Source organism: Microbulbifer sp. 2205BS26-8, from assembly GCF_030731025.1.
Classification (GTDB): Bacteria; Pseudomonadota; Gammaproteobacteria; order Pseudomonadales; family Cellvibrionaceae; genus Microbulbifer; species Microbulbifer spongiae.
The window spans coordinates 52,447-74,644 of the sequence record NZ_JAVAMR010000015.1 but is presented as its reverse complement, the minus strand read 5'-3'; the positions used below and the strand labels follow the sequence as shown (position 1 = coordinate 74,644).

Sequence of the window (22,198 nt, the reverse complement as noted above, 5' to 3'; positions counted from 1 at the left end):
ACATAATTTTTATACCGATGTTGCCTTTTCTATCGGCTCTTGATCCAAATTCCATTGACCAAGCTTGCACTGCCCAGAATAACCCCTTGACACAAACTATTTGAGCAGAAGAAAAACCTTAGCTCAGTTATTGCCTATTATCACCACCCTACTTAATCACTTTTAATATTTACAGAGGCACCCTGATTGTGCAAGAAAAATAATAACCGCAAGGTGCTGCACCAAAAAACTGCAGTTGTCATTATTCCCACTACCTGGAACAGGAAAAATAAATTCATCTTTACGGTGCAACTGTACGAAATCGTTTTTCTGCTGCGCCTCCAAGGAACAATCACACCAACTTTGTAATAATGGCATATTAATTGAATGGCAATAAATAGATGATCCAATGACCCAACCCGGATATATTACCTCGGTGGAGCGATTCCTCCACCGACATTAATTGGCAAAAAAGCGCAACGATACCAATCTCTAGACTTCAATTGTAAACTTTATATGCATCGGGAATTTACAAACAAGGGAAATGTGCATGTCAAGTGAGCCTTTCAACTTACTCTCATTCCGCGGCAAGATAAAAATACTTCACTTAACTTGGGTGGCTTTCTTTATCACGTTCTTTGCCTGGTTTAACCATGCCCCGCTCTTAATGGCCATTGCGAAAAGTCTATCCCTGACCCCGGATCAGGTCAAAACACTTTTAATTCTCAATGTAGCCCTGACCATTCCTGCGCGTATCCTAGTCGGTATGTTCACAGACAAATATGGACCGCGACTTACGTATTCCCTGCTCCTGGCCATTGGCAGTGTGCCCTGCTTTATCTTCGCACTGGCAGACAACTTTATACAGGCAGCGATCGGCCGCTTTCTTCTGGGATTTATCGGTGCAGGTTTTGTGATTGGCATCCGCATGGTATCGGAGTGGTTTCCCGTGCACCAGTTAGGCACTGCCGAGGGTATTTATGGCGGCTGGGGAAACTTTGGTTCCGCCGCCGCAGCCATATCCCTGCCAGCGATTGCCCTCATTGTTGGTGGTGACAATGGCTGGCGCTATGCCATTGGCCTTACAGGAATCATCGCACTGATTTACAGTGTCATTTACTACTTTTCAGTGACAGACACTCCCAAAGGCCTTGCCTATTTCAAACCAAAAAAAATCGGGGGCATGGAAATTACCAGCCGAGGGGATTTCATACTGCTGTTAATTGTGAAGATTCCTATCTATGCAGCATTGGCATTACTCACCTGGAGATTGTCCAGCGGAATTGGCCTTTTCTCCAACACCACTGCCACAATAATTTACTGTGGTCTCGGTCTGCTCTATATGCTGGATACACACAAGACCTACAAGGTAAACCGCGAAGTCCTCAACAACCCGCCAGCGCCGATACACCGCTATAAATTCAAACAGGTAGTGGTTCTCAATCTGTTGTACTTTGCCACTTTTGGCTCAGAGCTTGCTGTGGTTTCCATGCTGCCCCTGTTCTTCTCAGAGACCTTTACCCTGGACCCGGTAAAAGCCGGCCTGCTCGGTTCGGCCTACGCTTTCATGAATCTGATGTCGCGTCCAGCGGGCGGACTGATCAGTGACCGCTGGGGGCGCAGGCCCACCTTACTGGTACTCACAGCGGGGCTGGCTCTGGGATACTTCACCATGGCCCTTATCGATACCCAATGGCCGCTTTACCTGGCCGTTGCCGCTGCCATGGCCTGCTCTTTCTTCGTGCAAGCTGGCGAGGGCGCAGTGTTCGCAGTGGTCCCTTTGATTCAACGTCGCCTCACCGGCCAGATTGCGGGAATCACCGGCGCCTATGGCAATGTCGGTGCTGTATTTTATCTCACCGTACTGAGTTTGGTGTCCTATCAGGATTTCTTTCTGGTTATTGGCATTACGGCACTGCTTGGTTTTGCTGCCGTATTATTATTGGAAGAGCCCGAGGGGCAAATAGCGGAGACACTCCCAGATGGCAGTGTATCAATGATCAATGTTGCCTAAAAGGCCATTCGTATATCAATCCTTGGCGTTACCGCCCCACCCTGAAACCGCCGAATAGGGATTGCCAGGAATTTGAATAATGGATAAAGCAGAAGAAAAAAAGCTGATTGTCATTGGCAATGGTATGGTAGGACACCATCTCCTGCAGAGCCTGGCAGACCACCAGCAGGTTGGCCATTTCGAAGTCTCAATCTTCTGTGCCGAGCCCAGACCAGCCTACGACCGTGTGCATCTTTCGGAATACTTTGCCGGCTCCACTGCCAAAGATCTGGCAATGGGAAACGCAGAACAGTATCGGCAATGGGGTTTTGAACTGCATATCAAGGAGATGGTCATTGACATTGATCGCGCGAACAAGACAGTGACTGCGCAAAGTGGGATCGTCAAAAATTACGATCAATTGGTCCTTGCCACCGGCTCTTACCCCTTTGTTCCGCCAATCCCTGGAAGTGAACACAAAAAATGCTTTGTCTATCGCACACTTGAGGATCTGGATGCGATACGCAGTGCTGCAGACAAGGCAAAAAACGGCGTGGTAGTGGGCGGTGGGTTGTTGGGATTGGAAGCGGCAAACGCATTAAAAATACTGGGGCTCGAAGCCCACATTATAGAGTTTGCACCCGGGCTTATGCCAACCCAGCTGGATGCAGGTGGTTCGACTTTGCTGAAGAAAAAAATAGAGGAACTTGGTGTACACGTGCATGTTGATACTGCTACAGAGTTGATTGAGGAAGTTGGTGGGCGTCTGCGTATACAGTTCCAGGGTGGTAGTGACCTACTCACCGATCTGGTTGTATTTTCTACCGGTATTCGTCCCCGAGACAAACTGGCTGCATCGGCCGGATTGCAGCTTGGGGAGCGCGGCGGTATTGTCATTGATCAGTGCTGTCGCACCTCCGATCCTGATATATTTGCCATTGGCGAATGTGCCCTTTTTGAGCAACGCATTTTCGGCCTTGTTTCCCCCGGTTTTTCCATGGCACGCACTGTTGTCGCGCAACTGGCCGGCGAACAGAAATTTTTTTCCGGAGCAGATCTGAGTACCAGGCTGAAACTCCTCGGAGTTCAGGTTGGCTCCATCGGCGATGCACACGGGCACACTGAAAATGCCGCTGCAATTACTTTTATGGATGAACAGGCCGGTATATACAAACGCATGATCACCGACGCAGGTGGAAAGCAACTGCTTGGGGCCGTACTGGTGGGAGACACCGACGACTACGATACTCTGCTGCAATATTACCTCAATGCTATCACATTGCCCGAGCATCCAGAGCAATTAATCCTGCCCAGCGCGGACGACGCGGTCATTGCACCGGGTACTGTGGCCCTTCCCGCAACAGCAACCGTGTGTTCCTGCCACAATGTCAGCAAAGCCCAGATCGCTGATGCCATTGCCGAAGGGTATCTTTCCCTGGGCGAAATTAAAGATGTCACCAAAGCCGCAACCGGCTGTGGCGGCTGTGCCGCCTTAGTGAAAACTATCGTCGACGAAGCCTGCACCGCTTTGGGTATGGAAGTGAACAATCACCTCTGCGCCCATTTTCCCTTCTCACGACAGGAGATATTCCAGATAGTACAGGTAGAGCGCATTAAGACGTTCCCGGAGCTTTTGCAGAAACGCGGTCGCGGTTACGGTTGTGAACTCTGTAAACCTGCCGTTGCTTCCATTCTCGCCTCCTTGTGGAATGAACATATCCTGGAGCAACCTCATATAGGGCTACAGGATACCAATGACACCTTTATGGCAAATATGCAAAAAAACGGCAGCTACTCGGTAGTGCCACGTATTCCCGCTGGAGAAATCACCCCACAAAAATTGATCGTGATCGGACAGGTGGCAAAGCGCTACAACCTTTACACAAAAATTACCGGGGCTCAGCGTATTGATTTATTTGGAGCCCGCCTGGAACAATTACCGGAGATTTGGCGGGAACTGATCGACGCCGGGTTTGAAACCGGCCATGCCTATGGGAAATCCCTGCGCACAGTGAAATCCTGTGTGGGCAGCACCTGGTGTCGATTCGGCGTTCGTGACAGCGTTTCTATGGCACTGCATCTGGAGAACCGCTATAAGGGGCTGCGTGCACCGCATAAAGTAAAAATGGCAGTTTCAGGCTGTACCCGTGAATGCGCCGAGGCGCAGAGCAAAGACGTTGGTGTTATCGCTACCGAAAAAGGCTGGAATATGTTTGTCTGCGGCAATGGTGGTATGCGCCCACGCCATGCAGACCTGTTTGCTACCGATCTCGATGACAAATCCCTGGTCTGTTTTATCGATCGTTTTTTAATGTTCTATGTACGCACTGCAGATAAGTTACAACGCACTTCAAGGTGGCTCGAAAGCCTCGATGGTGGTCTCGAGTATCTGCGCGAAGTCATCATTGAAGATAAACTAAAAATCTGCAAGGAGCTGGAAACACAGATGGCCCGGGTGATTAATACCTATCAGTGCGAATGGAACACGACCATTAATGATCCTGAAAAGCTCAAGCGCTTTAGACAATTTATCAACAGTGATGCGGTCGATGACAAGATTGTCTTTGTCAAGGAGCGCGGGCAACCGCGCCCTGCCAATGTGAAAGAAATTTCAGCGCTCTCAAGCCAAGAAGAAATGATCGAATAAATTCATCTTTAATCCAGCGAGGAAAAGATCATGGCCTAGGCTGTGTTAAAACCACCCCGAAACAAGGCAATTGTGATCACCCACACTCACTGGCAACCGATTTGTCAGCGATCGGATCTGATCAGAGATTCCGGAGTCTGCGCCCTCTGGGAGAATATGTCCACATACAAGGAGAGAAAAGCCTGTACACTTTCTAAAAAGAGTATTGCGCTCTTTTTCCTGCCCGGCCAGGCGCAGCAGCTTTACGCCATTGACAATTGGGACCCGATCGCGCAAGCTGGCATCATTGCGCGCGGCATTCTCGCAGAAGTGGAGGGAGAATTAACCATAGCCTCTCCGCTTTTTAAGCATCACTTTCGCCTTGCAGATGGACTTTGTGTGGAAAACAGCAGTATTCAACTGGCCACCTATCCACTGACCTTTTTCGGGAACACCGTATTTATCGGCAGCAACAGCATACAGTGATGACCGTTAAGGAATACCCGGGTACGCATACTACCTGCCCCTATTGTGGCGTAGGCTGTGGAATTTCAATCAACGGGAAAAGTCACCCAGGCCCATCCGCAATCACGGTGCGTGGCGATACACAGCATCCCTCCAATGCCGGTCGTCTTTGTATCAAGGGCTCGGCTTTGGGGGAAACGCTGGGAGATCGCGGCCGTTTGCTGCGCCCGCACCTGCACGGCCAAGCAACTGACTGGAATACGGCCATGTCTTTTGTGGCCGACGCCTTTGCCGATAGCATTCGCGCACATGGTCCTGACTCCGTAGCTTTTTATCTTTCTGGCCAGCTACTCACCGAGGACTACTATGTCGCCAATAAACTGATGAAGGGCTTTATTGGCACTGCCAATATTGATACCAATTCGCGCCTGTGCATGTCTTCAGCGGTGGCCGGCTACAAGCGCGCCTTTGGTGCCGATGCAGTACCCTGTTGCTATGACGATCTGGATCGCGCCGATCTGGTTGTATTGACTGGCTCTAATGCCGCGTGGACTCACCCAATCCTGTTTCAACGCATGCAGGCGGGCAATGCCAAACTGGTGGTTATTGACCCGCGTGCCAGCGCTACAGCCGAACTGGCAGATTTATATCTGGGAATCCGCCCCGGCAGTGACACAGCACTCTTTAATGGGCTATTGTATTTCCTCGCACAACATCAGTATCTGGATAACCATTATATCCAGCATCACACCAGCGGTTTTCAGGAGGCACTCACCTCAGCCCGGGCGTGGTCTCTGCAACAAACTGCATTGCACTGTGGAGTGCCCGCAGAAAAACTGCTGGCGTTCTTCAGACTCTTTGCCGAGACGGAAAAAACGGTCAGCTTTTACTCCCAGGGTATCAACCAGTCCGGCAGTGGTACCGATAAGAACAACGCAATTATCAATTGCCACTTGGCCACAGGACGTATCGGCAGAGTCGGGGCAGGTCCCTTTTCCATCACCGGGCAACCCAATGCCATGGGTGGAAGGGAAGTGGGTGGCCTGGCCAATACGCTGGCTGCGCATATGGAATTTACCCGGGATAACACCAATCGACTGGGTCGTTTCTGGCACGCCCCACAGGTTGCATTGACGCCGGGGCTCAAGGCTGTGGATATGTTCCGTGCAGTGGAGAGCGGCCAGATCAAGGCAGTCTGGATTATGGCCACCAATCCCGCGGTGAGTATGCCCGAAGCCGGACGAGTGGCTGAAGCCCTGAGCAACTGCAAATTTGTTGTCGTTTCCGATTGCGTTGCCGATACAGATACCACCCGCTGTGCACAGGTGCTGCTGCCGGCCACGAGTTGGGGGGAAAAAAATGGCACTGTCACCAATGCGGAGCGACGCATTTCCCGACAACGCCCCTTCCTGCAACCACCCGGAGAGGCCCGCCATGACTGGCAGATCATTTGTGATCTTGCACAGCGGCTGGGTTATACAAAAGCCTTTGATTATTCGCATCCAGTGGAGATATTCCGAGAGCACGCAAGGCTCTCAGGCTTTGAAAATAATGGCAGTCGCGCCTTTGATATCTCCCTGCTAGAAAACATCCAGCGCCAGGAATACGATGCGCTGCAACCGGTACAGTGGCCGGTAAACCAGGATAACCCCCAGGGATGTGCGCGGTTGTTTAATGACGCCCGGTTTTTCACCGACAATGGGCGCGCGCACTTTGTGCCGGTCACACCACAAGCACCACTCCAGCAGACCTGTGCCCTCTACCCACTGTGGCTTAACAGCGGTCGCATGCGCGACCAATGGCATACCATGACCCGCACTGGCCGCGCACGCAAACTGCTGAACCACAGTGAAATTGCGGAAATCCAGATTAATCCGCAGGACGCACGGATGTACAACATTGAAGAGGGCAGCCTGATCGCCCTGAACAGTGCCCAGGGCAGAATGTCCGGGCGCGCTACCCTGAGTGAGGCACAAAGGCCCGGCGAACTATTCGCCCCCATCCACTGGAGTGAAACCCTGGCTCGGGACGCCAGGGTCAGTGCTCTGGCTGCTGCAGTTGTAGACCCCCACTCGGGCCAGCCGGAATTCAAACAGGTGCCAATCCAGGTGGAGCTACTTCCCTGCAAAAGTTTCGCCACCCTGATCTGCCCCGACATTGTCGCAGAAAAACTGTGGCAGCGGCTGCATAGTGCCAAAGACAAAAACCTGCTGCACTGGTACCGGGTACCCTGTGCCGAAGGCTATCGCTACGAGCTGGCCCTGCGCCATCCTCTGAACGGGCGCAGCCTGGGCACACAATTATTAGGTGATATCCGTGGTATATACTGGCAACAGATTGAGACGTTAAAAAACCAGCGCTGTCTGGCCTATAACAACACGCTACAATTGCTGATCATCGCGGGCAACCGCTGGCAAAACTTGCCAGACCGGCGCCCGCTTGAACGCTATCTGGAGATGGAACTCCCTCGGGTTCCCGCAAAACTACTGCGTCCCATTGCACCCGGTGTGAAGGTCCTCTGCACCTGCATGCAGGTTTCCCGTACACAAATTACCGAGGCTATTGGCAAGGGTCTGCACAGCCTGGCGGCCCTCGGTAACGTCTTGGGCTGCGGCACGCATTGTGGCTCCTGCAAAGCGGAAATATCCGCCCTGTTGCGCACCGCCCGGGTTGGTGTGGCAGAGGAATAAGGGCGCAGCGGCAACTTGGTGTCTTGTTACAATGTAGTGAAAATAGTAACAGGTTCGCTGTTTCACTCTCCCAAACACAGTCAGGCGTTAACAATTGCTATAAGACGCCACAAAATGCCCCCTTGTGACTTGCACCCCCAGCGACCTCCTACACTTAGAGCCGGTACGTCGCCACTTCCGCTAATGCCCGCGACACGCCTCCCCTAAAATTAAAGAGCTCCCATGTTCACTATTCAGCAGATTGATCACCTTGTATTGCGCGTAAAATCGCTGGATATCGCGCGTCGTTTTTACCAGGATATTCTCGGCTGCAAAATGGAACGGGAGAATCCCAGCCTCGGCCTGTATCAAATGCGCACCGGCCGCTGTCTGATTGATCTATTGCCGGTGGATCAACAGATTGAACGCACAGGCGCTTCCACTCCAGAATACGAGGGACGCAATCTGCACCATTTCTGTCTGCGTGTGGACCCTTTCAACGCCGACAAGATTCAGAGTTTCCTACAAGAGAGGCATATTAGTGCCTCACCGGTGGAGCAGCGCTATGGCGCGGAAGGCATGGGCCCCTCTCTCTATATCTCTGACCCCGAGAACAACCTGATTGAGCTAAAGGGACCGCCGGATGGCTAGGGAACCCCTGAGCAAGGGTGCCATCATGCTCTTGCCTGAACACCAACCACTGAGAGAAAAAACCCCTGAACTGGTGGAATTATGGCATCGGAAGTCATTGAATATGCAGTAGATGGGCAATCCTATACCGGCTATTTAGCCTGGGATGATCGCCTTGCCGACAAGCGCCCAGGCATTATTCTGGTGCACGAATGGTGGGGGCAGAATGCCTTTATGCGGGATCAGGCAGACCAGCTTGCCCGGCATGGCTACCGCGCTTTTGCAGTGGATATGTTTGGCAAAGGCAAGCACACTGACGATCCCGCCGAGGCACAGAATTTAAGCGATAAGGCGCGCAAAAGCCCCGTGGCTCTGGAAGCCCGTTTTCGCACAGCCCAGTCACTGCTACAACAGCACACCAGTGTCGACCCGACCCGTATTGCGGCCCAGGGTTATTGCTTTGGCGGAGAAGTGGCATTGAACATGGCACGGCTCGGCCTGGACCTGTGCGGTGTGGTCAGCTTTCACGGTGCCCTGGCCAGCGATATCTCCGCGCAGAAGGGCGGGATTCAAGCAGAAATCCAGGTGTATACCGGCGGTGCCGATGTCATGATCCCACCGCAACAAGTGGGTGCCTTTGTGGAAGAGATGCAGGTGGCAGGTGCCAAACTCACCCTGATCAGCTACCCCGGTGTGCTGCACGGATTTACCAATCCTACTGCCACAGAACGGGGCGAGAAACTCGGGCTGCCCCTTGCCTACAATAGGGAAGCAGCGGAGGATGCCCGGCAGGGAGCGCTGAATTTTTATCAGAAGATATTTAGTTGAAAGGGAATTCGGGCAGATACTGCCACTGGGCGGCTCTAAATCTGAAAGGCCATCCGGTCCCTCCTATGAGGATGGCAGCCAAAGGTCGCATGAAAAGCCCATTGGATTGCGGGGTTCCCAGAGATATAGGGAACTTCACTACAAATCCGGTCTCCACTCTCCGCCTTGCCCCGACCGGGAACGACTGCCCACCCAGCTATTCACCTTCCAAATAATTCGCACCACCCCCCTGCTCCGCCGCCCGGTCTCCGGGATTGCGCAACGGGCAACTGTCCATAGAGAGGCAACCACAACCGATACAGTCCTGCAGGCGATCGCGCAGTTGGGTCAATTGGCGAATGCGCTGATCGAGGGCTTCGTGCCAGCCCGTTGAGAGCCTCGCCCAGTCTTTGGCGGTAGGTGCACGGCCATTGGGCAGCGCGCCAAGCGCCTCGCGAATCCGGGCCAGGGGAATGCCGGTACTCTGTGCAACTTTGATAATGGCCACGCGGCGCAGTACATCCCGAGAATAACGCCTCTGGTTGCCACTGGTGCGCCAGCTGCTGATCAGACCCTTACTTTCATAGAAATGCAGCGCACTCACCGCCACACCACTGCGCTCGGCCACCTCCCCCACGGTCAGCGCGCAGCGAGTACTTTTCCCGGCGCCAGCTATCGTTTTGCGATTTTGCTCCCCAGTCATCGAAAAGTCCCCTACAGCCATTGACCTCAATATTGCTTGAGGTTTTACACTGCACAGCATTTCAATGCAAGTGGAGGGAAACAAGCAATGGACCGGAATCGCCAGCAAGCAAACCCTAGGCCCAAGACACCGGCAGTACCGTGCTTCTATTTATTGATGGTGGCTGCGCAAAGCCTGAGTATCGACCTCGCCCGGCAAATCCTAAACCACAGGCGCTCACCCACAGCCAACTTGAGCCCGGAAGACCGCGCAGAGGAAACCGGGCAACAAGCTTCGCAACTACCGCCACAGCATCCATGGCGTTAAAGGTACCCATTGCGCACCCGCTGACGCTGTGGTATCCGGCAAATTTCCCGGCCAGAACCGGGACGGCCGGACACAGCCACTGCCGGCGCTGCATACGCACCTTGCCGGCCATCTCAACCGTGCGCACCGGCTTAGAATCTAAAACATCCACTGAATTATTGTGCGGTAGGATGTAGAATGAACCGACAGCGCAAAGACGGAAAGCCCCGATCACCTTACTTTGACAAGGAGAAAAAGTGGAACCCATTATTTCCATTCGGGACCTCGGCAAAACCTATGCCGGTGGTTTCACCGCCCTGAAAAATATCAACCTGGATATTCGACCCGGGGAAATTTTTGCCCTGCTCGGTCCCAATGGTGCCGGCAAGACCACTCTGATCAGTATTGTGTGCGGCATCGTCAATGCCAGTCAGGGCAGTGTCACTGTCAGTGGCTACGATATCCAGCGGGATTACCGCAGGGCCCGCCGGGAAATCGGATTGGTACCCCAGGAGATCTCCACCGATGCGTTTGAGAGCGTTTGGAGTGCAGTGAAATTCAGCCGCGGGCTGTTTGGCAAAGGACCCAACTCCAATTATCTGGAAAACATCCTGCGGCAGCTGTCTCTGTGGGAAAAAAAAAGCAACAAAATCATCACCCTGTCCGGGGGCATGAAGCGCCGCTTAATGATCGCCAAGGCACTCTCCCACGAGCCCCATGTACTCTTTTTGGATGAACCCACGGCCGGGGTCGACGTAGAACTGCGCCAGGATATGTGGGCCATGGTGCGCGGACTGCGGGATTCCGGCGTAACAATCATTCTCACCACCCACTATATCGAGGAAGCGGAGGAGATGGCCGATCGTGTCGGGGTGATCAATCGCGGTGAGCTGGTCGTGGTGGAAGAGAAAAATGTCCTGATGCAGCGCATGGGGGAAAAGGAGCTCAGCCTGACACTGCCGGAACCGTTGCAAAAGATTCCCGACGCCCTCGCCGACCTGCCACTCAGGCTGAATAGTGATGGCAGTGAATTGATATACCGCTTTGACATCAAGAGCGAGGATACCGGTATCGCGGAATTCCTGCGCTGCCTCAATGCCGCCAATATCGATTTTCGCGATCTGCACACCAGGGAGAGCTCCCTGGAGGAAATCTTTGTGAATCTGGTACACGGTGGACATCAGAAACACGAGGGACAACTCAGCGGGGAGATGCAGGAATGAACTGGTATGGCATTGGTGCAATTTACAAGTTTGAAATGGCGCGCACCTGGCGCACCCTGATGCAGAGTATCGCCTGGCCGGTGCTCTCCACTTCCCTTTACTTTATCGTGTTCGGTGCCGCCATCGGTGCACGAATGGGCAACATTGAGGGTGTCAGCTATGGGGCCTTCATTATCCCCGGACTGATCATGCTGGCGCTACTGAGCGAGAGTATCTCCAATGCCTCCTTTGGCATTTTCTTTCCGAAATTCTCCGGCACTATTTACGAAATCCTGTCCGCACCAGTATCTGTATTCGAGATTGTGGCGGGTTATGTGGGAGCCGCAGCAACCAAGTCTATCGTCCTGGGTCTCCTGATACTGGTGACGGCGCGCTTCTTTGTGGACTATGAAATTGCCCACCCAGTGTGGATGGTGGTATTTCTTGTATTGACCGCCCTCACCTTCAGTTTGTTCGGCTTTATCATCGGTATCTGGGCCGACGACTTCCAGAAGCTGCAGATTATTCCCCTGATGGTGATCACACCACTGACCTTCCTTGGAGGTGCCTTTTACTCTATCAGTATGCTGCCGGCAGTCTGGCAGAAAATTACCCTGTTCAATCCGGTGGTCTACCTGATCAGCGGTTTCCGCTGGGCATTTTACGACGTGGCGGATGTCAATATTGGACTCAGTGTGGGCATGACCCTGCTTTTCCTGATCCTGTGCCTGCTTGCCACCTGGTGGATATTCCGCACCGGCTACCGAATCAAAACCTGATCAAATACAACCGGAATGGTATAGCGGCGATGTATGGCGGGAGAGTCTCGCGCAGGCGTCTATGGCCGGCGCATGCCCACACTCACTGAACCAGCACTGACAGTGGCGACCTGAGCGGATTTAACGGTAGGCCCGTATAAACAAATCCACCGCCCTGCACACCCGCGCGCGCTGCTCCGCCCCTGTCTCCACCTCTGAGTGCCCGATCAACACGCCCAGATGCCCACCGCCCAGCAAAATGCCGAGAAAGTTCTCTGCGGCAGCAGCCGGGTCCTCTACCCGCAACCTCTCCAACTGGGTGGCCCTGATCAGCAACTGCTCGATTTCACCAAGGATACGCTGGGGACCCGCATCAAAGAACAGCTGCGCCATCCTCGATTCCTGTGAGGCCACAGAACACAACAGTCGCAACAGCCGGACGCTATCCTCGCTGTACACCATCTCCAGAAAAGCCTGGCCGATCCGCTCCAGCACGTCCGCTACCGAATCCTCCTCTTCGAGCACAAAGATCGGCAGGGGCATCATACTTTCACAACGATCAGTAATCGCGGCACTGAAGAGCGTCTCCTTGTCGAAAAAGTGGCTATAGACGGTGAGTTTCGAGACCCCCGCCGCGGAAGCCAGTGCATCCATGCTCGTGGCGGCAAAGCCCTGGGTCAGAAACAACTCCTTGGCTGCATCGAGTATGGCTTGACGCTTGGCCGGGTCCTTGGGACGACCGCGCTGGACGTTTGCCGTTGACTGCTCAGACATAGTGCTCCATATACTGGACTCTCCAGTTTAATAAATTTACTATACTCGCCAGTATAGCATTGCTGGCTACCGGGCCCTGTCTACCCACTCCCGGTTTCAACCTGTTGCCTCGCCGTTGAGGAAGGGAACCCCTATGTATCGATCACTAATGCACACTGTATTGTTAATCAGCCTGCTTGCATCCGCCTGTACGCCATCCGAATCCACTGACCGGGAGGAAAAGCCACGCCCCGCAGTGATGGTTCGCCCGGAGGTGGCCAGCACCCGGTTGGATGTTTACCCCGGAGAGATACATGCCCGCTTCGAACCGGCCCTTGCCTTTCGTATCGACGGCAAGATCCACCGGCGCCTGGTCAACGTGGGGGATCGGGTTGAACAGGGCCAGGCCCTGGCCGAACTGGACACCGATGACCTGCTTCTGCAACTGGACTCCGCCCGCGCAAACTTCAATTCTGCCGAGGCCGACCAGCGTCTCGCCGGCAGTGAGTTGGAGCGTCACCGCAAATTGCTGGCACGCCAGTTGGTCAGCCACTCCCAGTTCGACGCCGTAACAACCCGTTTTGAGGCCAGTGAAGCCCGCCTGCAGCAGGCCCGGGCACAGCTGGATGTGGCGCGCAACCAGGCTGCCTACGCGGTGTTGAAAGCACCGGAGAGTGGCGTGATCGTCCGCCGTATGGCAGAGGCCGGCCAGGTTGTGGCCGCAGGCCAGGGCATTTTCACACTGGCTGCAGACGGCGAACGGGAAGTGCGTATCGACCTGCCGGAACAGTCCATCAACCGCTTTCGTGTGGGCCAGCCCTTGACAGTGGAACTCTGGTCGCAACCGGGCAAACCTTTCCCCGCCCAGGTGCGCGAGCTCTCCCCTGCCGCAGATCCCATATCCCGTACCTTCGAAGCCCGAGTGGCTTTCGACAACCAGGCCGTTGGCGCTGAACTGGGCCAGAGTGCGCGGGTTTTCGTGCCCCAGGCTACCGCCACGGACGTATTCCAGGTGCCCATGTCCGCCGTGAGTGCCGATAGTGGCCAGGCCTTTGTGTGGGTGCTGGACCAAGAACACCAGACACTGCACAAAACGGCAGTGACCCTGGGGCCCTTCGGTCAGGAGTTTGTCCCGGTTTTTGCCGGCCTGCACGCCGACGACTGGATTGTGGCAGCCGGCACCCACCTGTTGCGCGAGGGCCAGCGCGTGCGACCTGTAGACCGTATGAACCGCCCCATCAATCCGGACCGCACCCTGGTCAGCCAGGATTAAACGGCCGGTCAAAACACAGCGAAAAACTGCAGGGGGCAGTCCGTTAGGTGCCCCGACAATTTTACCAAAGCGTGGTCCCAACAAACCCGCCGCGCCCACCAGACAGAGACACTGCCATGGGATTTAACCTCTCCGAATGGGCATTGCAAAACCGCCCCCTGGTACTCTACACCATGATCCTGCTGGGGCTACTGGGCGCCGTCTCCTATACACAACTGGGGCAGAGCGAAGACCCACCCTTTACCTTCAAGGTGATGGTGATCAATACCCTTTGGCCCGGTGCCAGCGCCGGAGAGGTTTCCCGCCAGATCACCGAGCGGGTGGAAAAAAAACTGATGGAAACCGGCGACTATCAACACATCTCCTCCTTCTCACGTCCCGGACAGTCCCAGGTACTGTTTGTCGCCCGGGACGATATGCACTCTCGGGAGATCTCGGACCTCTGGTATGAGGTGCGCAAAAAGATTGGCGACATCCGTCACACGCTGCCCGCCGATATTCGCGGTCCTTTTTACAATGACGAGTTTGGCACCACCTTCGGCAATATTTATGCGCTTACTGGCAGTGGCTTTGACTATGCACTGTTGAAGGATTACGCCGAGCGTTTGCAACTGTCCCTGCAGCGGGTCAAAGATGTGGGCAAAGTGGAACTGCTGGGACTGCAGGATGAAAAAATCTGGGTGGAACTCTCCAACACCAAACTCGCCTCATTGGGAATCCCTCTGGCCGCGGTGCAAAACACCCTGCAGGCACAAAACCAGGTCACCGACGCCGGATTTGTAGATACCGAGAGCGACCGGGTGCGCATACGTGTGAGCGGACAGTTCCAGTCCGTAAAAGAAATTCGCCAGTTCCCCATCACTGCCGGCGGCCGCACCCAAAGGCTCGGCGATATCGCCGAGGTGCACCGCGGCTTCAGCGATCCGGCCCAGCCGCGTATGCGTTTTATGGGTGAGAATGCCATCGGCCTCGCCGTCTCCATGAAGGAGGGCGGGGATATTCTCCAGTTGGGCAGGCAGTTGGACGCAACCTTTGCCGAACTGCGACAGGACCTGCCCCTGGGTATGGCATTACACAAGGTATCGGACCAGCCCGCTGCAGTAAAACGCGGGGTGGGGGAATTCTTACAGGTACTGGCCGAGGCACTGGCGATTGTATTGCTGGTGAGTTTCTTCTCCCTGGGCACCCGCCCCGGCCTGATCGTGGCACTGTCGATTCCGCTGGTGCTGGCCATGACCTTTGCGCTGATGCAGTATTTCAACATCGGACTGCACAAAATTTCCCTGGGCGCACTGGTGCTGGCGCTGGGACTGATGGTGGACGACGCCATTATCGCGGTGGAAATGATGTCGATTAAAATGGAGCAGGGGGTCAGCCGCCTCAAAGCCGCCGGGTTCGCCTGGACCAGTACGGCCTTCCCCATGCTCACCGGCACCCTGATCACTGCCGCCGGGTTTCTCCCCATTGCCACGGCACAGTCTGGCACCGGCGAATACACCCGTTCCATTTTTCAGGTGGTCACCCTGTCACTGCTGGCTTCCTGGATCGCCGCAGTGGTGTTTGTGCCCTACCTGGGCCACTACCTGCTGCCCAACCTGACACGTCGCGACCACAGAGGTGAAGTGTGTGACCCCTATCAGAAACCCTTTTACCAGCGCTTCCGCAAGCTGATCGTCTGGTGCCTGCGCCATCGCAAAACCGTGATTGTGGCAACCCTGGCAATCTTTGTTGGTTCACTGGCTCTGTTTCGTCTGGTACCCCAGCAATTTTTCCCCTCTTCCGGGCGCCTGGAGCTTATGGTGGATCTGAAACTCGCCGAGGGCGCTTCCCTGGCCTCCACCGAGTACCAAGTCCAACGCCTGGAATCCCTGCTGGAAAAGAATCCGCTAGTAGAAAACTACGTCGCTTACGTGGGCACCGGCTCACCCCGTTTTTACCTGCCCCTAAACCAGCAACTGCCGGCGGCCAGCTTTGCCCAGTTCGTTGTCATGACCCCCAGTGTCGAAGCCCGCGAGCAGGTGCGCAGTTGGCTGATTGAGACCATGGAAACGGTATTCCCCACCCTGCGCAGCCGTGTTTCCCGCCTGGAGAATGGCCCGCCGGTGGGCTACCCGGTGCAGTTCCGGGTTTCCGGTGAGCATATTGCTACTGTTCGCAGCCTCGCCCGCGCGGTGGCCGGACACCTGCGGCAAAACCCCCAGATCACCAATGTCCACCTGGACTGGGAGGAACCCAGCAAGATGGTCAACCTGAATATCGACCAGGATCGCGCCCGCGCCCTGGGCATCAACAGCGCTGACCTGTCCCGCGCTCTGCAAAGCTCCCTTACCGGCATCACTGTAAGCCAGTACCGCGAAGACAACGAACTGATCGACGTGCGCGTGCGCGGAAAGGAGCGTGAACGCCACGCCCTGGGCCAGCTTGGCAACCTGGCGGTGCAGACCGACAGCGGCCGCAGCGTACCCCTAAACCAGATCGCTACCCTGGAATACGGTTTTGAAGAGGGTATTATCTGGCATCGTGACCGTCTGCCCACGGTAACCGTGCGGGCCGATATCTACGGTACAGCGCTGCCCGCCACCGTGGTGGATGCGATGTGGCCGCGCCTGCAGGCCGTTCGCAACCAGCTGCCACCGGGTTACCTGCTGGAAGTGGGCGGCAGTGTGGAAGAGTCTGCGCGCGGGCAGGCCTCCGTCAACGCGGGGATGCCACTGTTCCTACTGGTGGTGTTTACCCTGCTGATGCTGCAACTGCGCAGTATGTCCCTCTCTGCCATGGTGCTGATCACCGCGCCACTGGGCCTCATCGGCGTTACCCTGTTCCTGCTGCTGTTCAATAAGCCTTTCGGATTTGTAGCCATGCTCGGCACCATCGCCCTGGCCGGCATGGTGATGCGCAACTCGGTGATTCTGGTGGACCAGATCCAGCAGGATATGGCCCAGGGGCTCAGTGCCTGGAACGCTATTGTCGAGTCTACTGTGCGACGCTTCCGCCCCATTGTGCTCACTGCCCTGACCGCAGTTCTGGCAATGATCCCACTGTCGCGCAGTGACTTCTTCGGTCCCATGGCGGTGGCGATCATGGGTGGCCTGATCGTGGCTACGGGGCTGACCCTGCTGTTCCTGCCAGCCCTCTACGCAACCTGGTATCGGGTGCGGGAGGAGGCCGCCCCTACAATGGCCCAGCTTGAAACAAGGTTCACAGCGGATAGCGCGCTATAGAAACGCCGAGCAGAATGGCAAAACCCGAATTGCGGTCTGCACTAGCATTTTCCAAGCTAAATTCTCACGGGAAATTAGCCATCACATCTGTATTGAATACATTACAAAAAGGACTCGGGTTGCATAGCCTTAACTCTCTATGATCTCTCGAGAGACAGCATGGAAAACGCTGTGTCGCCGAGTACAGCAAAGCCAGTTAAAGATAAGCCGTCAAAATTCCCTGAAGCACCCCCCCACCGTGCAACCCTTCGCTAGTATAACTAGTATAAAGAGAGGCTGTAATGGGCTATCCCTCAAGCTCAAATACCCGAATCGCATTCTCGGCCAAAAACAACCGCTCTGTTTTTTCATCCAGCGCCAGGGTGTCAAATTCCTGCAGCGCTTTCTTGGCACTGATCATTGGATAGTTGGTACCAAAAAGCACTTTGTGAGCTCCATAGCTCTTCATATAACGCACCAATTCAGGAGGGTAGCGTTTGGCAGTATAAGCGGACGTATCGATATACACATGCTCATGCTTGGTAGCCACAGCGATGGCTTCTTCCGTCCATGGATAACCGATATGGCCAGCCACAATCTTGAGCTCCGGGAAATCCAGTGCAACCTGATCAAGATAAATTGGCCTGCCCACTTCTGAAGGCATCAGTGGCCCTGTGTGGCCAATCTGGGTGCAAAAGGGAATGCCAAGTTCACAACAAGCCGTGTAAACCGGATAAAACCAGCGATCAGTTGGTGGTTTGGACCAAAGCCAGGGCAATACACGAATGCCCTTAAACCTCAATGTCTTTACACAACGATGCATTTCCCTGACTGCTTTCATGGGATGACTGATATCAACCGACCCAATGCCAACGAACCGATCTGGTGCACTATCAACAACCGAAGCTACCTCATCATTGGAGATCATGGATTTGCCCGGTGCTTCCCATGCGCTGATCAAACTTTTGCTAACACCGGCTTCATCCATTTGTCTGATCGTCAGCTCTACAGGCAACTCTTCATTCAGATAATCCATTTTTTTCCAGCGTTTCAGGGAATCAAAAATCGGGTCATTGATATGACGAAGTGTGGGATGCTGGGCCCAGGCATCAATGACTACTGGCCGATCCTGTAGGTGAATATTCATATAATCCCTTTGAATCCTTAAGGAAGCTCCAATGACAGTTGCAAGCGAATTCGAGTGGGGTGTGACTGTTTTTTTCTTTTCCATACTATGGGAAACGGCCCTTATCCCCCAGGGGCCGAAGGACCTTGTCGTCCCTTCGGCGCAATCATAAACTGCCTTCCCGGTCTGCCTTGTACTAGGATTCCCCGCTTTTTCCCCGCTTCAGGGAGTCATAAACGATGCCAGTCCAATTATCCGGTGTCATAAAGCCCTGGCCATACTGGGCATCGAATTCCAGGGTAGGCCGGGCAGCAATGACCTGCTCGCGGCTCTTGCCAGTATCAATCAGCTTCTGTATACGACCTCGCAACTTAACCAGCATATCCCGCTGTTGCTTCAACTCTGCGGGATCGCTCAGGGGCCCGTGACCGGGAATAATTTTGGTTTTCTCACCGGTCATGGCCAGGGCCATATCCATCGCTTCTATCATCCCATCCACCGAGCCACCAGAAGAGAGATCGATAAAGGGATAGGTACCGTTAAAGTAGATGTCCCCCATATGAAGGACATCGGCCTCAGTGAAATAGACAATGGAATCTCCATCGGTGTGGGCAGGCCCCACATGCTGTACCCGCACCCTGTCGCCATTCCAGTGAAATGTAGTCGCATCAGTAAAGGTAATCACCGGAAGTGCTGCCGGCGGTGAGGGCATCACCTTGCTTTTAAAGGCTTCGATAAACTGCTCGGTACTCAAGCGCTTGCGCACATTTTCATGGGCCACAATCATGGCGCCGCTACTCCCCAGGTTTTCGTTGCCTCCGGTATGGTCACCGTGCCAGTGAGTGTTGATGACAAATCGCAGGGGCTGCTCTGCCAAGCCCGCCAGCACCTTCTGTATTTTGGCAGTCAATGGTGCATACTGGTCGTCCACCATAAAGGTGCCGTCTCTCCCCACCAATACGGCGATATTGCCACCAGCGCCCGTGAGCATATGGACATTACCTGCCACCGGAATACTGTTGATTTCTACCTTGGCAAAGCGGTCTTCTGCGAAAATTGGCGCGCAGAGCAGTGATACTGCCAACGCTGCAAAACCTGCCAACTGTTTCATAGGAAGCTCTCTGTTGTTATTGTCAATGGGTCTGGTTCAATGGTTGTGATGCTTTCATTGGGCCCGAACCGGACAATATAGCCATCAATAAGTCCGGCCGGTCGGTTACAATACCATCCACACCCAAACTGATATAGTGTTGCAAATCCGCTCGCCCGTTCACTGTCCACACCGATAGATGCAGGCCCAGTTTGCGGGCCGCGCGCAAGGTGCCTGTGGTGACCACCTCAATACCGAAATGATTCATAGGCAGTTGCACAGTCTGGTAGCGGGGCGAGAGCAGATTTTCTGCGCGGAACAGCTGGGCCACATACAACAGTATGGCTTCATCAGTCACCGCACCAGTCGCCGTATCCGGGCTCAAACGCCTGAACGCCCGGATTACACCCCGATGAAAAGAACTCACTATCACTTGATTGTGCTTGCTGGTGCGCTGCAGTACCCGGCTCAAAACCTGTGCAGCGCGGACTTGAGTACTCTTCAATTCCAGGATCAGCAAAGTATCCCCTACCGCCTGCAATGCTTCCTCAAGGGTAACAATACCCAGGGAATGACTTCGGAATGGATAGGTCACTCCATCGCGGGTCCAGTGATAGGCGATGTTCAACTCGCGCAACTGCGCCAGAGTCAAGTCACCAACAACGCCGCGCCCATCTGAAAACGCTTCCAGATCCGGGTCGTGCATCAGTACCAAGTGCCCATCGGCAGTCAGCCACAGATCCACTTCAATTCCATCAACTCCCAGCTCCACCATCTTGTGTAAGTACAACAGCGTATTACCGGGATAGAGTCCGTTGCCACAATCGTTGCCATGGGCAATCACCATAGGCCCCCTGTCCTCAGGAAGGGACAGGGCAGACTTCGGTGCCGGTCCGGAACAGGCATAGAGCAGCAACACGATCAATATGAGGCAAAAAACAAGCCACAGAAACATGAATCACCGTCATTTTGTACCAATAGATCCAATTATTCACGATGTGGAGATGCAGGAAAACAGGCTTCGAAGACGCTGTTTTCCCATCACACAACTTATACTTCTTTTGCCACAGGCTGTGCCTTGCTGGCAGACTGCGCAGAGGAGCTGTCTTTGTATTCCCCGATTCGATCTGCCACAGTTTTTGCACCAAGGGCAGCGGCCCGCTTTTCCCAACGCCGGCGCAAATAAAAAGTCTGCAACCACAGAAGCGGAAAAATGACCAGATCGTAGACCCGGTTGCACAAAATACCGACCTGCAGTGAGACTTTGGCAAGCAAGCGTACACACTGCGACAACACCCGCAACAGAAATACCAGAAACATCCCAAAGACCATGCGCCCTGACACAATACATTGCTCCAGGGGAACTGCCGTGAAGGCCAAAATCAATGGCAGGAGAAAACCGAGCCCCATCTGCGCCAGGGTGAGTGCCCAGGGTAAGCCCGAATCTGCCGAGGCTGATGCGCTCTGCCCAACAACCCCCGTCAACAGCGGGTCCCGCTGCACCAACAGTTCCCTGGAAAAGGCCAGGCTCGCCTCTACGCCTGCAAACAGAAACAACAAAAGCAGAGCGGCCCAAAGCAGGCGTTTACGTATCCTGTCTGCTAAGTAGCCAAGGGTGGGAAACAGCCGCGTCACCTGCAGACACTCCATCACCATAAGGCCAAGGCTGACTTGTATGAAAATCATCACAAAGGCAAAAATTTCCGCCGTGGCATACTCGCCGAGAAAAGCAGTACCTCCGAGTACCTCGGTGACAGGACGGACAATGAGTTGGAAATTTACCAGTATACCGCCCGCAGCCACAGCGACAGCGAAGGCGGCAATCAAAAAACGGGTAAAAGACGAGGCCGAAAGCATACGCAGGCTGCGATCATTCTTTTGCAGAATTTCCTCGTACTTCAGCATAAGACGATCGAGCGTCTTGGCCCTCAGAATCACGGATTCCACATTCTTGTTGATACGCTCAAGCACCGTCAGCATAGCCCGCCATTTGGGCAACATCCGCCTCAACAACTGGTGGCGCACACGGGTGGACTCCCGATAGGACTCGAGCGCCCTGGATTCCGCCCTGCGCATGGAATAGTGAATCGTGTCCAGTACATCCGCTACCACAGCGTCGTCCTGCAGGGGAATTTCCGCTACCGAGCGCACAGCCCGCTGCCAATTGGAGGGCTGTGGAGGCACTTCTGCACTGCTTGCATAATCCTCATCGACAGCGTTCATTTGTTCCACAAGCCGGCGATGCAATGCTGGATACTGCGCCAACTCACGCTGTATGGTGCCCGTGATAAGTTGAAATTCCCTTTCGATCCGGCGCTCTGTGTCCTCTCTTGCGACCACAAAGCCTATCTCCCGGTTGCGTTGAACCAGGCGCTTTTCCGTCACGTCCAGTGCATTGGCAGCATGCCTCAAAATGCGGGAGCAGAAACGTACCAGCGCGTAGATAACTCTGTGAGCAGGACCCCGGGCTAGGAACAGTATAAAAAATCCCGGCAGGCACCAAAGCCAAAGGGGTAGTCCAGTTGTTAACTGGGTCACAATGTACACTCCGTCTATGTGGCAGACTAATGTGCCATCCTAACAGTTGGTGGCAATAGAATCGCCCCAAAATTCACAGTTTGGATTCGCTAATCTGCTTG

General features: G+C 54.4%; 17 protein-coding genes. 11 read left to right on the top strand and 6 right to left on the bottom strand.

Annotated features, from left to right (window positions below; all coding sequences use genetic code 11):
- Window positions 1-529 precede the first annotated feature (529 nt).
- The 6 genes from Q5Y71_RS07540 to Q5Y71_RS07515 all read left to right on the top strand — a co-directional run bounded on the left by Q5Y71_RS07540 (window position 530) and on the right by Q5Y71_RS07515 (window position 9,190).
- Window positions 530-1,993, top strand: a complete 1,464-nt coding sequence (locus Q5Y71_RS07540; protein ID WP_306041301.1) for a NarK family nitrate/nitrite MFS transporter — start codon at window positions 530-532, stop codon at window positions 1,991-1,993.
- A gap of 79 nt (window positions 1,994-2,072) precedes the next feature.
- A complete protein-coding gene (gene nirB / locus Q5Y71_RS07535) occupies window positions 2,073-4,619 on the top strand; it encodes a nitrite reductase large subunit NirB (protein WP_306041300.1) in 2,547 nt (848 codons plus the stop codon).
- 42 nt (window positions 4,620-4,661) lie between these two features.
- Window positions 4,662-5,084: a nitrite reductase small subunit NirD gene (gene nirD / locus Q5Y71_RS07530; RefSeq protein WP_371877011.1), complete on the top strand. Its 423-nt coding sequence runs from the start codon at window positions 4,662-4,664 to the stop codon at window positions 5,082-5,084.
- Complete coding sequence (locus Q5Y71_RS07525; protein WP_306041297.1) at window positions 5,084-7,753, top strand: nitrate reductase; 2,670 nt, start codon at window positions 5,084-5,086, stop codon at window positions 7,751-7,753. The genes nirD and Q5Y71_RS07525 overlap by 1 nt, the downstream gene beginning before the upstream one ends.
- A 222-nt stretch (window positions 7,754-7,975) precedes the next feature.
- Window positions 7,976-8,383, top strand: a complete 408-nt coding sequence (locus Q5Y71_RS07520) for a VOC family protein (RefSeq protein ID WP_306041296.1) — start codon at window positions 7,976-7,978, stop codon at window positions 8,381-8,383.
- An 81-nt stretch (window positions 8,384-8,464) separates the two neighbouring features.
- On the top strand, window positions 8,465-9,190 hold the full coding sequence (locus Q5Y71_RS07515; RefSeq protein ID WP_306041294.1) for a dienelactone hydrolase family protein: 726 nt from the start codon (window positions 8,465-8,467) through the stop codon (window positions 9,188-9,190).
- A 196-nt stretch (window positions 9,191-9,386) separates the two neighbouring features.
- Here Q5Y71_RS07515 and soxR read toward each other — a convergent pair whose 3' ends face one another.
- The gene (gene soxR / locus Q5Y71_RS07510; RefSeq protein WP_306041292.1) at window positions 9,387-9,872 is read right to left on the bottom strand and encodes a redox-sensitive transcriptional activator SoxR; all 486 of its coding nucleotides are present in this window, start codon (window positions 9,870-9,872) and stop codon (window positions 9,387-9,389) included.
- 87 nt (window positions 9,873-9,959) lie between these two features.
- On the opposite strand from soxR, the gene Q5Y71_RS07505 reads away from it, so the two are divergent.
- The 3 genes from Q5Y71_RS07505 to Q5Y71_RS07495 all read left to right on the top strand — a co-directional run bounded on the left by Q5Y71_RS07505 (window position 9,960) and on the right by Q5Y71_RS07495 (window position 12,138).
- Entirely contained in the window at window positions 9,960-10,178 is a 219-nt protein-coding gene (locus tag Q5Y71_RS07505; protein WP_306041289.1) for a hypothetical protein, read from the top strand.
- Window positions 10,179-10,414: 236 nt separating this feature from the next.
- Entirely contained in the window at window positions 10,415-11,380 is a 966-nt protein-coding gene (locus tag Q5Y71_RS07500) for an ABC transporter ATP-binding protein (RefSeq protein ID WP_306041286.1), read from the top strand.
- On the top strand, window positions 11,377-12,138 hold the full coding sequence (locus tag Q5Y71_RS07495; RefSeq protein ID WP_301414784.1) for an ABC transporter permease: 762 nt from the start codon (window positions 11,377-11,379) through the stop codon (window positions 12,136-12,138). The genes Q5Y71_RS07500 and Q5Y71_RS07495 overlap by 4 nt, the downstream gene beginning before the upstream one ends.
- Window positions 12,139-12,258: 120 nt before the next feature.
- Here the strand turns inward: Q5Y71_RS07495 and Q5Y71_RS07490 are convergent, their stop codons facing one another.
- A complete protein-coding gene (locus Q5Y71_RS07490; RefSeq protein ID WP_306041283.1) occupies window positions 12,259-12,891 on the bottom strand; it encodes a TetR/AcrR family transcriptional regulator in 633 nt (210 codons plus the stop codon).
- Window positions 12,892-13,024: 133 nt separating this feature from the next.
- On the opposite strand from Q5Y71_RS07490, the gene Q5Y71_RS07485 reads away from it, so the two are divergent.
- Window positions 13,025-14,143: an efflux RND transporter periplasmic adaptor subunit gene (locus tag Q5Y71_RS07485; protein WP_306041282.1), complete on the top strand. Its 1,119-nt coding sequence runs from the start codon at window positions 13,025-13,027 to the stop codon at window positions 14,141-14,143.
- Between the two features lie 116 nt (window positions 14,144-14,259).
- Entirely contained in the window at window positions 14,260-17,364 is a 3,105-nt protein-coding gene (locus tag Q5Y71_RS07480) for an efflux RND transporter permease subunit (RefSeq protein WP_306041280.1), read from the top strand.
- A gap of 286 nt (window positions 17,365-17,650) precedes the next feature.
- On the opposite strand, the gene Q5Y71_RS07475 is transcribed toward Q5Y71_RS07480, so the two are convergent.
- From Q5Y71_RS07475 to Q5Y71_RS07460, 4 genes are all read right to left on the bottom strand, one after another.
- The gene (locus Q5Y71_RS07475) at window positions 17,651-18,574 is read right to left on the bottom strand and encodes an amidohydrolase family protein (protein ID WP_306041278.1); all 924 of its coding nucleotides are present in this window, start codon (window positions 18,572-18,574) and stop codon (window positions 17,651-17,653) included.
- A gap of 91 nt (window positions 18,575-18,665) precedes the next feature.
- Complete coding sequence (locus tag Q5Y71_RS07470; protein WP_306041276.1) at window positions 18,666-19,580, bottom strand: MBL fold metallo-hydrolase; 915 nt, start codon at window positions 19,578-19,580, stop codon at window positions 18,666-18,668.
- A 22-nt stretch (window positions 19,581-19,602) separates the two neighbouring features.
- Complete coding sequence (locus Q5Y71_RS07465; protein ID WP_306041273.1) at window positions 19,603-20,478, bottom strand: glycerophosphodiester phosphodiesterase; 876 nt, start codon at window positions 20,476-20,478, stop codon at window positions 19,603-19,605.
- Between the two features lie 131 nt (window positions 20,479-20,609).
- The gene (locus Q5Y71_RS07460; protein ID WP_306041271.1) at window positions 20,610-21,944 is read right to left on the bottom strand and encodes a hypothetical protein; all 1,335 of its coding nucleotides are present in this window, start codon (window positions 21,942-21,944) and stop codon (window positions 20,610-20,612) included.
- Between the last annotated feature and the right edge of the window lie 254 nt (window positions 21,945-22,198).

Coding starts and splice junctions, on each gene's coding strand:
- Q5Y71_RS07540 (WP_306041301.1), top strand. CDS start 530: ATGTCAAGTGAGCCTTTCAACTTACTCTCATTCCGCGGCAAGATAAAA.
- nirB (WP_306041300.1), top strand. CDS start 2,073: ATGGATAAAGCAGAAGAAAAAAAGCTGATTGTCATTGGCAATGGTATG.
- Q5Y71_RS07525 (WP_306041297.1), top strand. CDS start 5,084: ATGACCGTTAAGGAATACCCGGGTACGCATACTACCTGCCCCTATTGT.
- Q5Y71_RS07520 (WP_306041296.1), top strand. CDS start 7,976: ATGTTCACTATTCAGCAGATTGATCACCTTGTATTGCGCGTAAAATCG.
- Q5Y71_RS07515 (WP_306041294.1), top strand. CDS start 8,465: ATGGCATCGGAAGTCATTGAATATGCAGTAGATGGGCAATCCTATACC.
- soxR (WP_306041292.1), bottom strand. CDS start 9,872: ATGACTGGGGAGCAAAATCGCAAAACGATAGCTGGCGCCGGGAAAAGT.
- Q5Y71_RS07505 (WP_306041289.1), top strand. CDS start 9,960: ATGGACCGGAATCGCCAGCAAGCAAACCCTAGGCCCAAGACACCGGCA.
- Q5Y71_RS07495 (WP_301414784.1), top strand. CDS start 11,377: ATGAACTGGTATGGCATTGGTGCAATTTACAAGTTTGAAATGGCGCGC.
- Q5Y71_RS07490 (WP_306041283.1), bottom strand. CDS start 12,891: ATGTCTGAGCAGTCAACGGCAAACGTCCAGCGCGGTCGTCCCAAGGAC.
- Q5Y71_RS07485 (WP_306041282.1), top strand. CDS start 13,025: ATGTATCGATCACTAATGCACACTGTATTGTTAATCAGCCTGCTTGCA.
- Q5Y71_RS07480 (WP_306041280.1), top strand. CDS start 14,260: ATGGGATTTAACCTCTCCGAATGGGCATTGCAAAACCGCCCCCTGGTA.
- Q5Y71_RS07475 (WP_306041278.1), bottom strand. CDS start 18,574: ATGGAAAAGAAAAAAACAGTCACACCCCACTCGAATTCGCTTGCAACT.
- Q5Y71_RS07470 (WP_306041276.1), bottom strand. CDS start 19,580: ATGAAACAGTTGGCAGGTTTTGCAGCGTTGGCAGTATCACTGCTCTGC.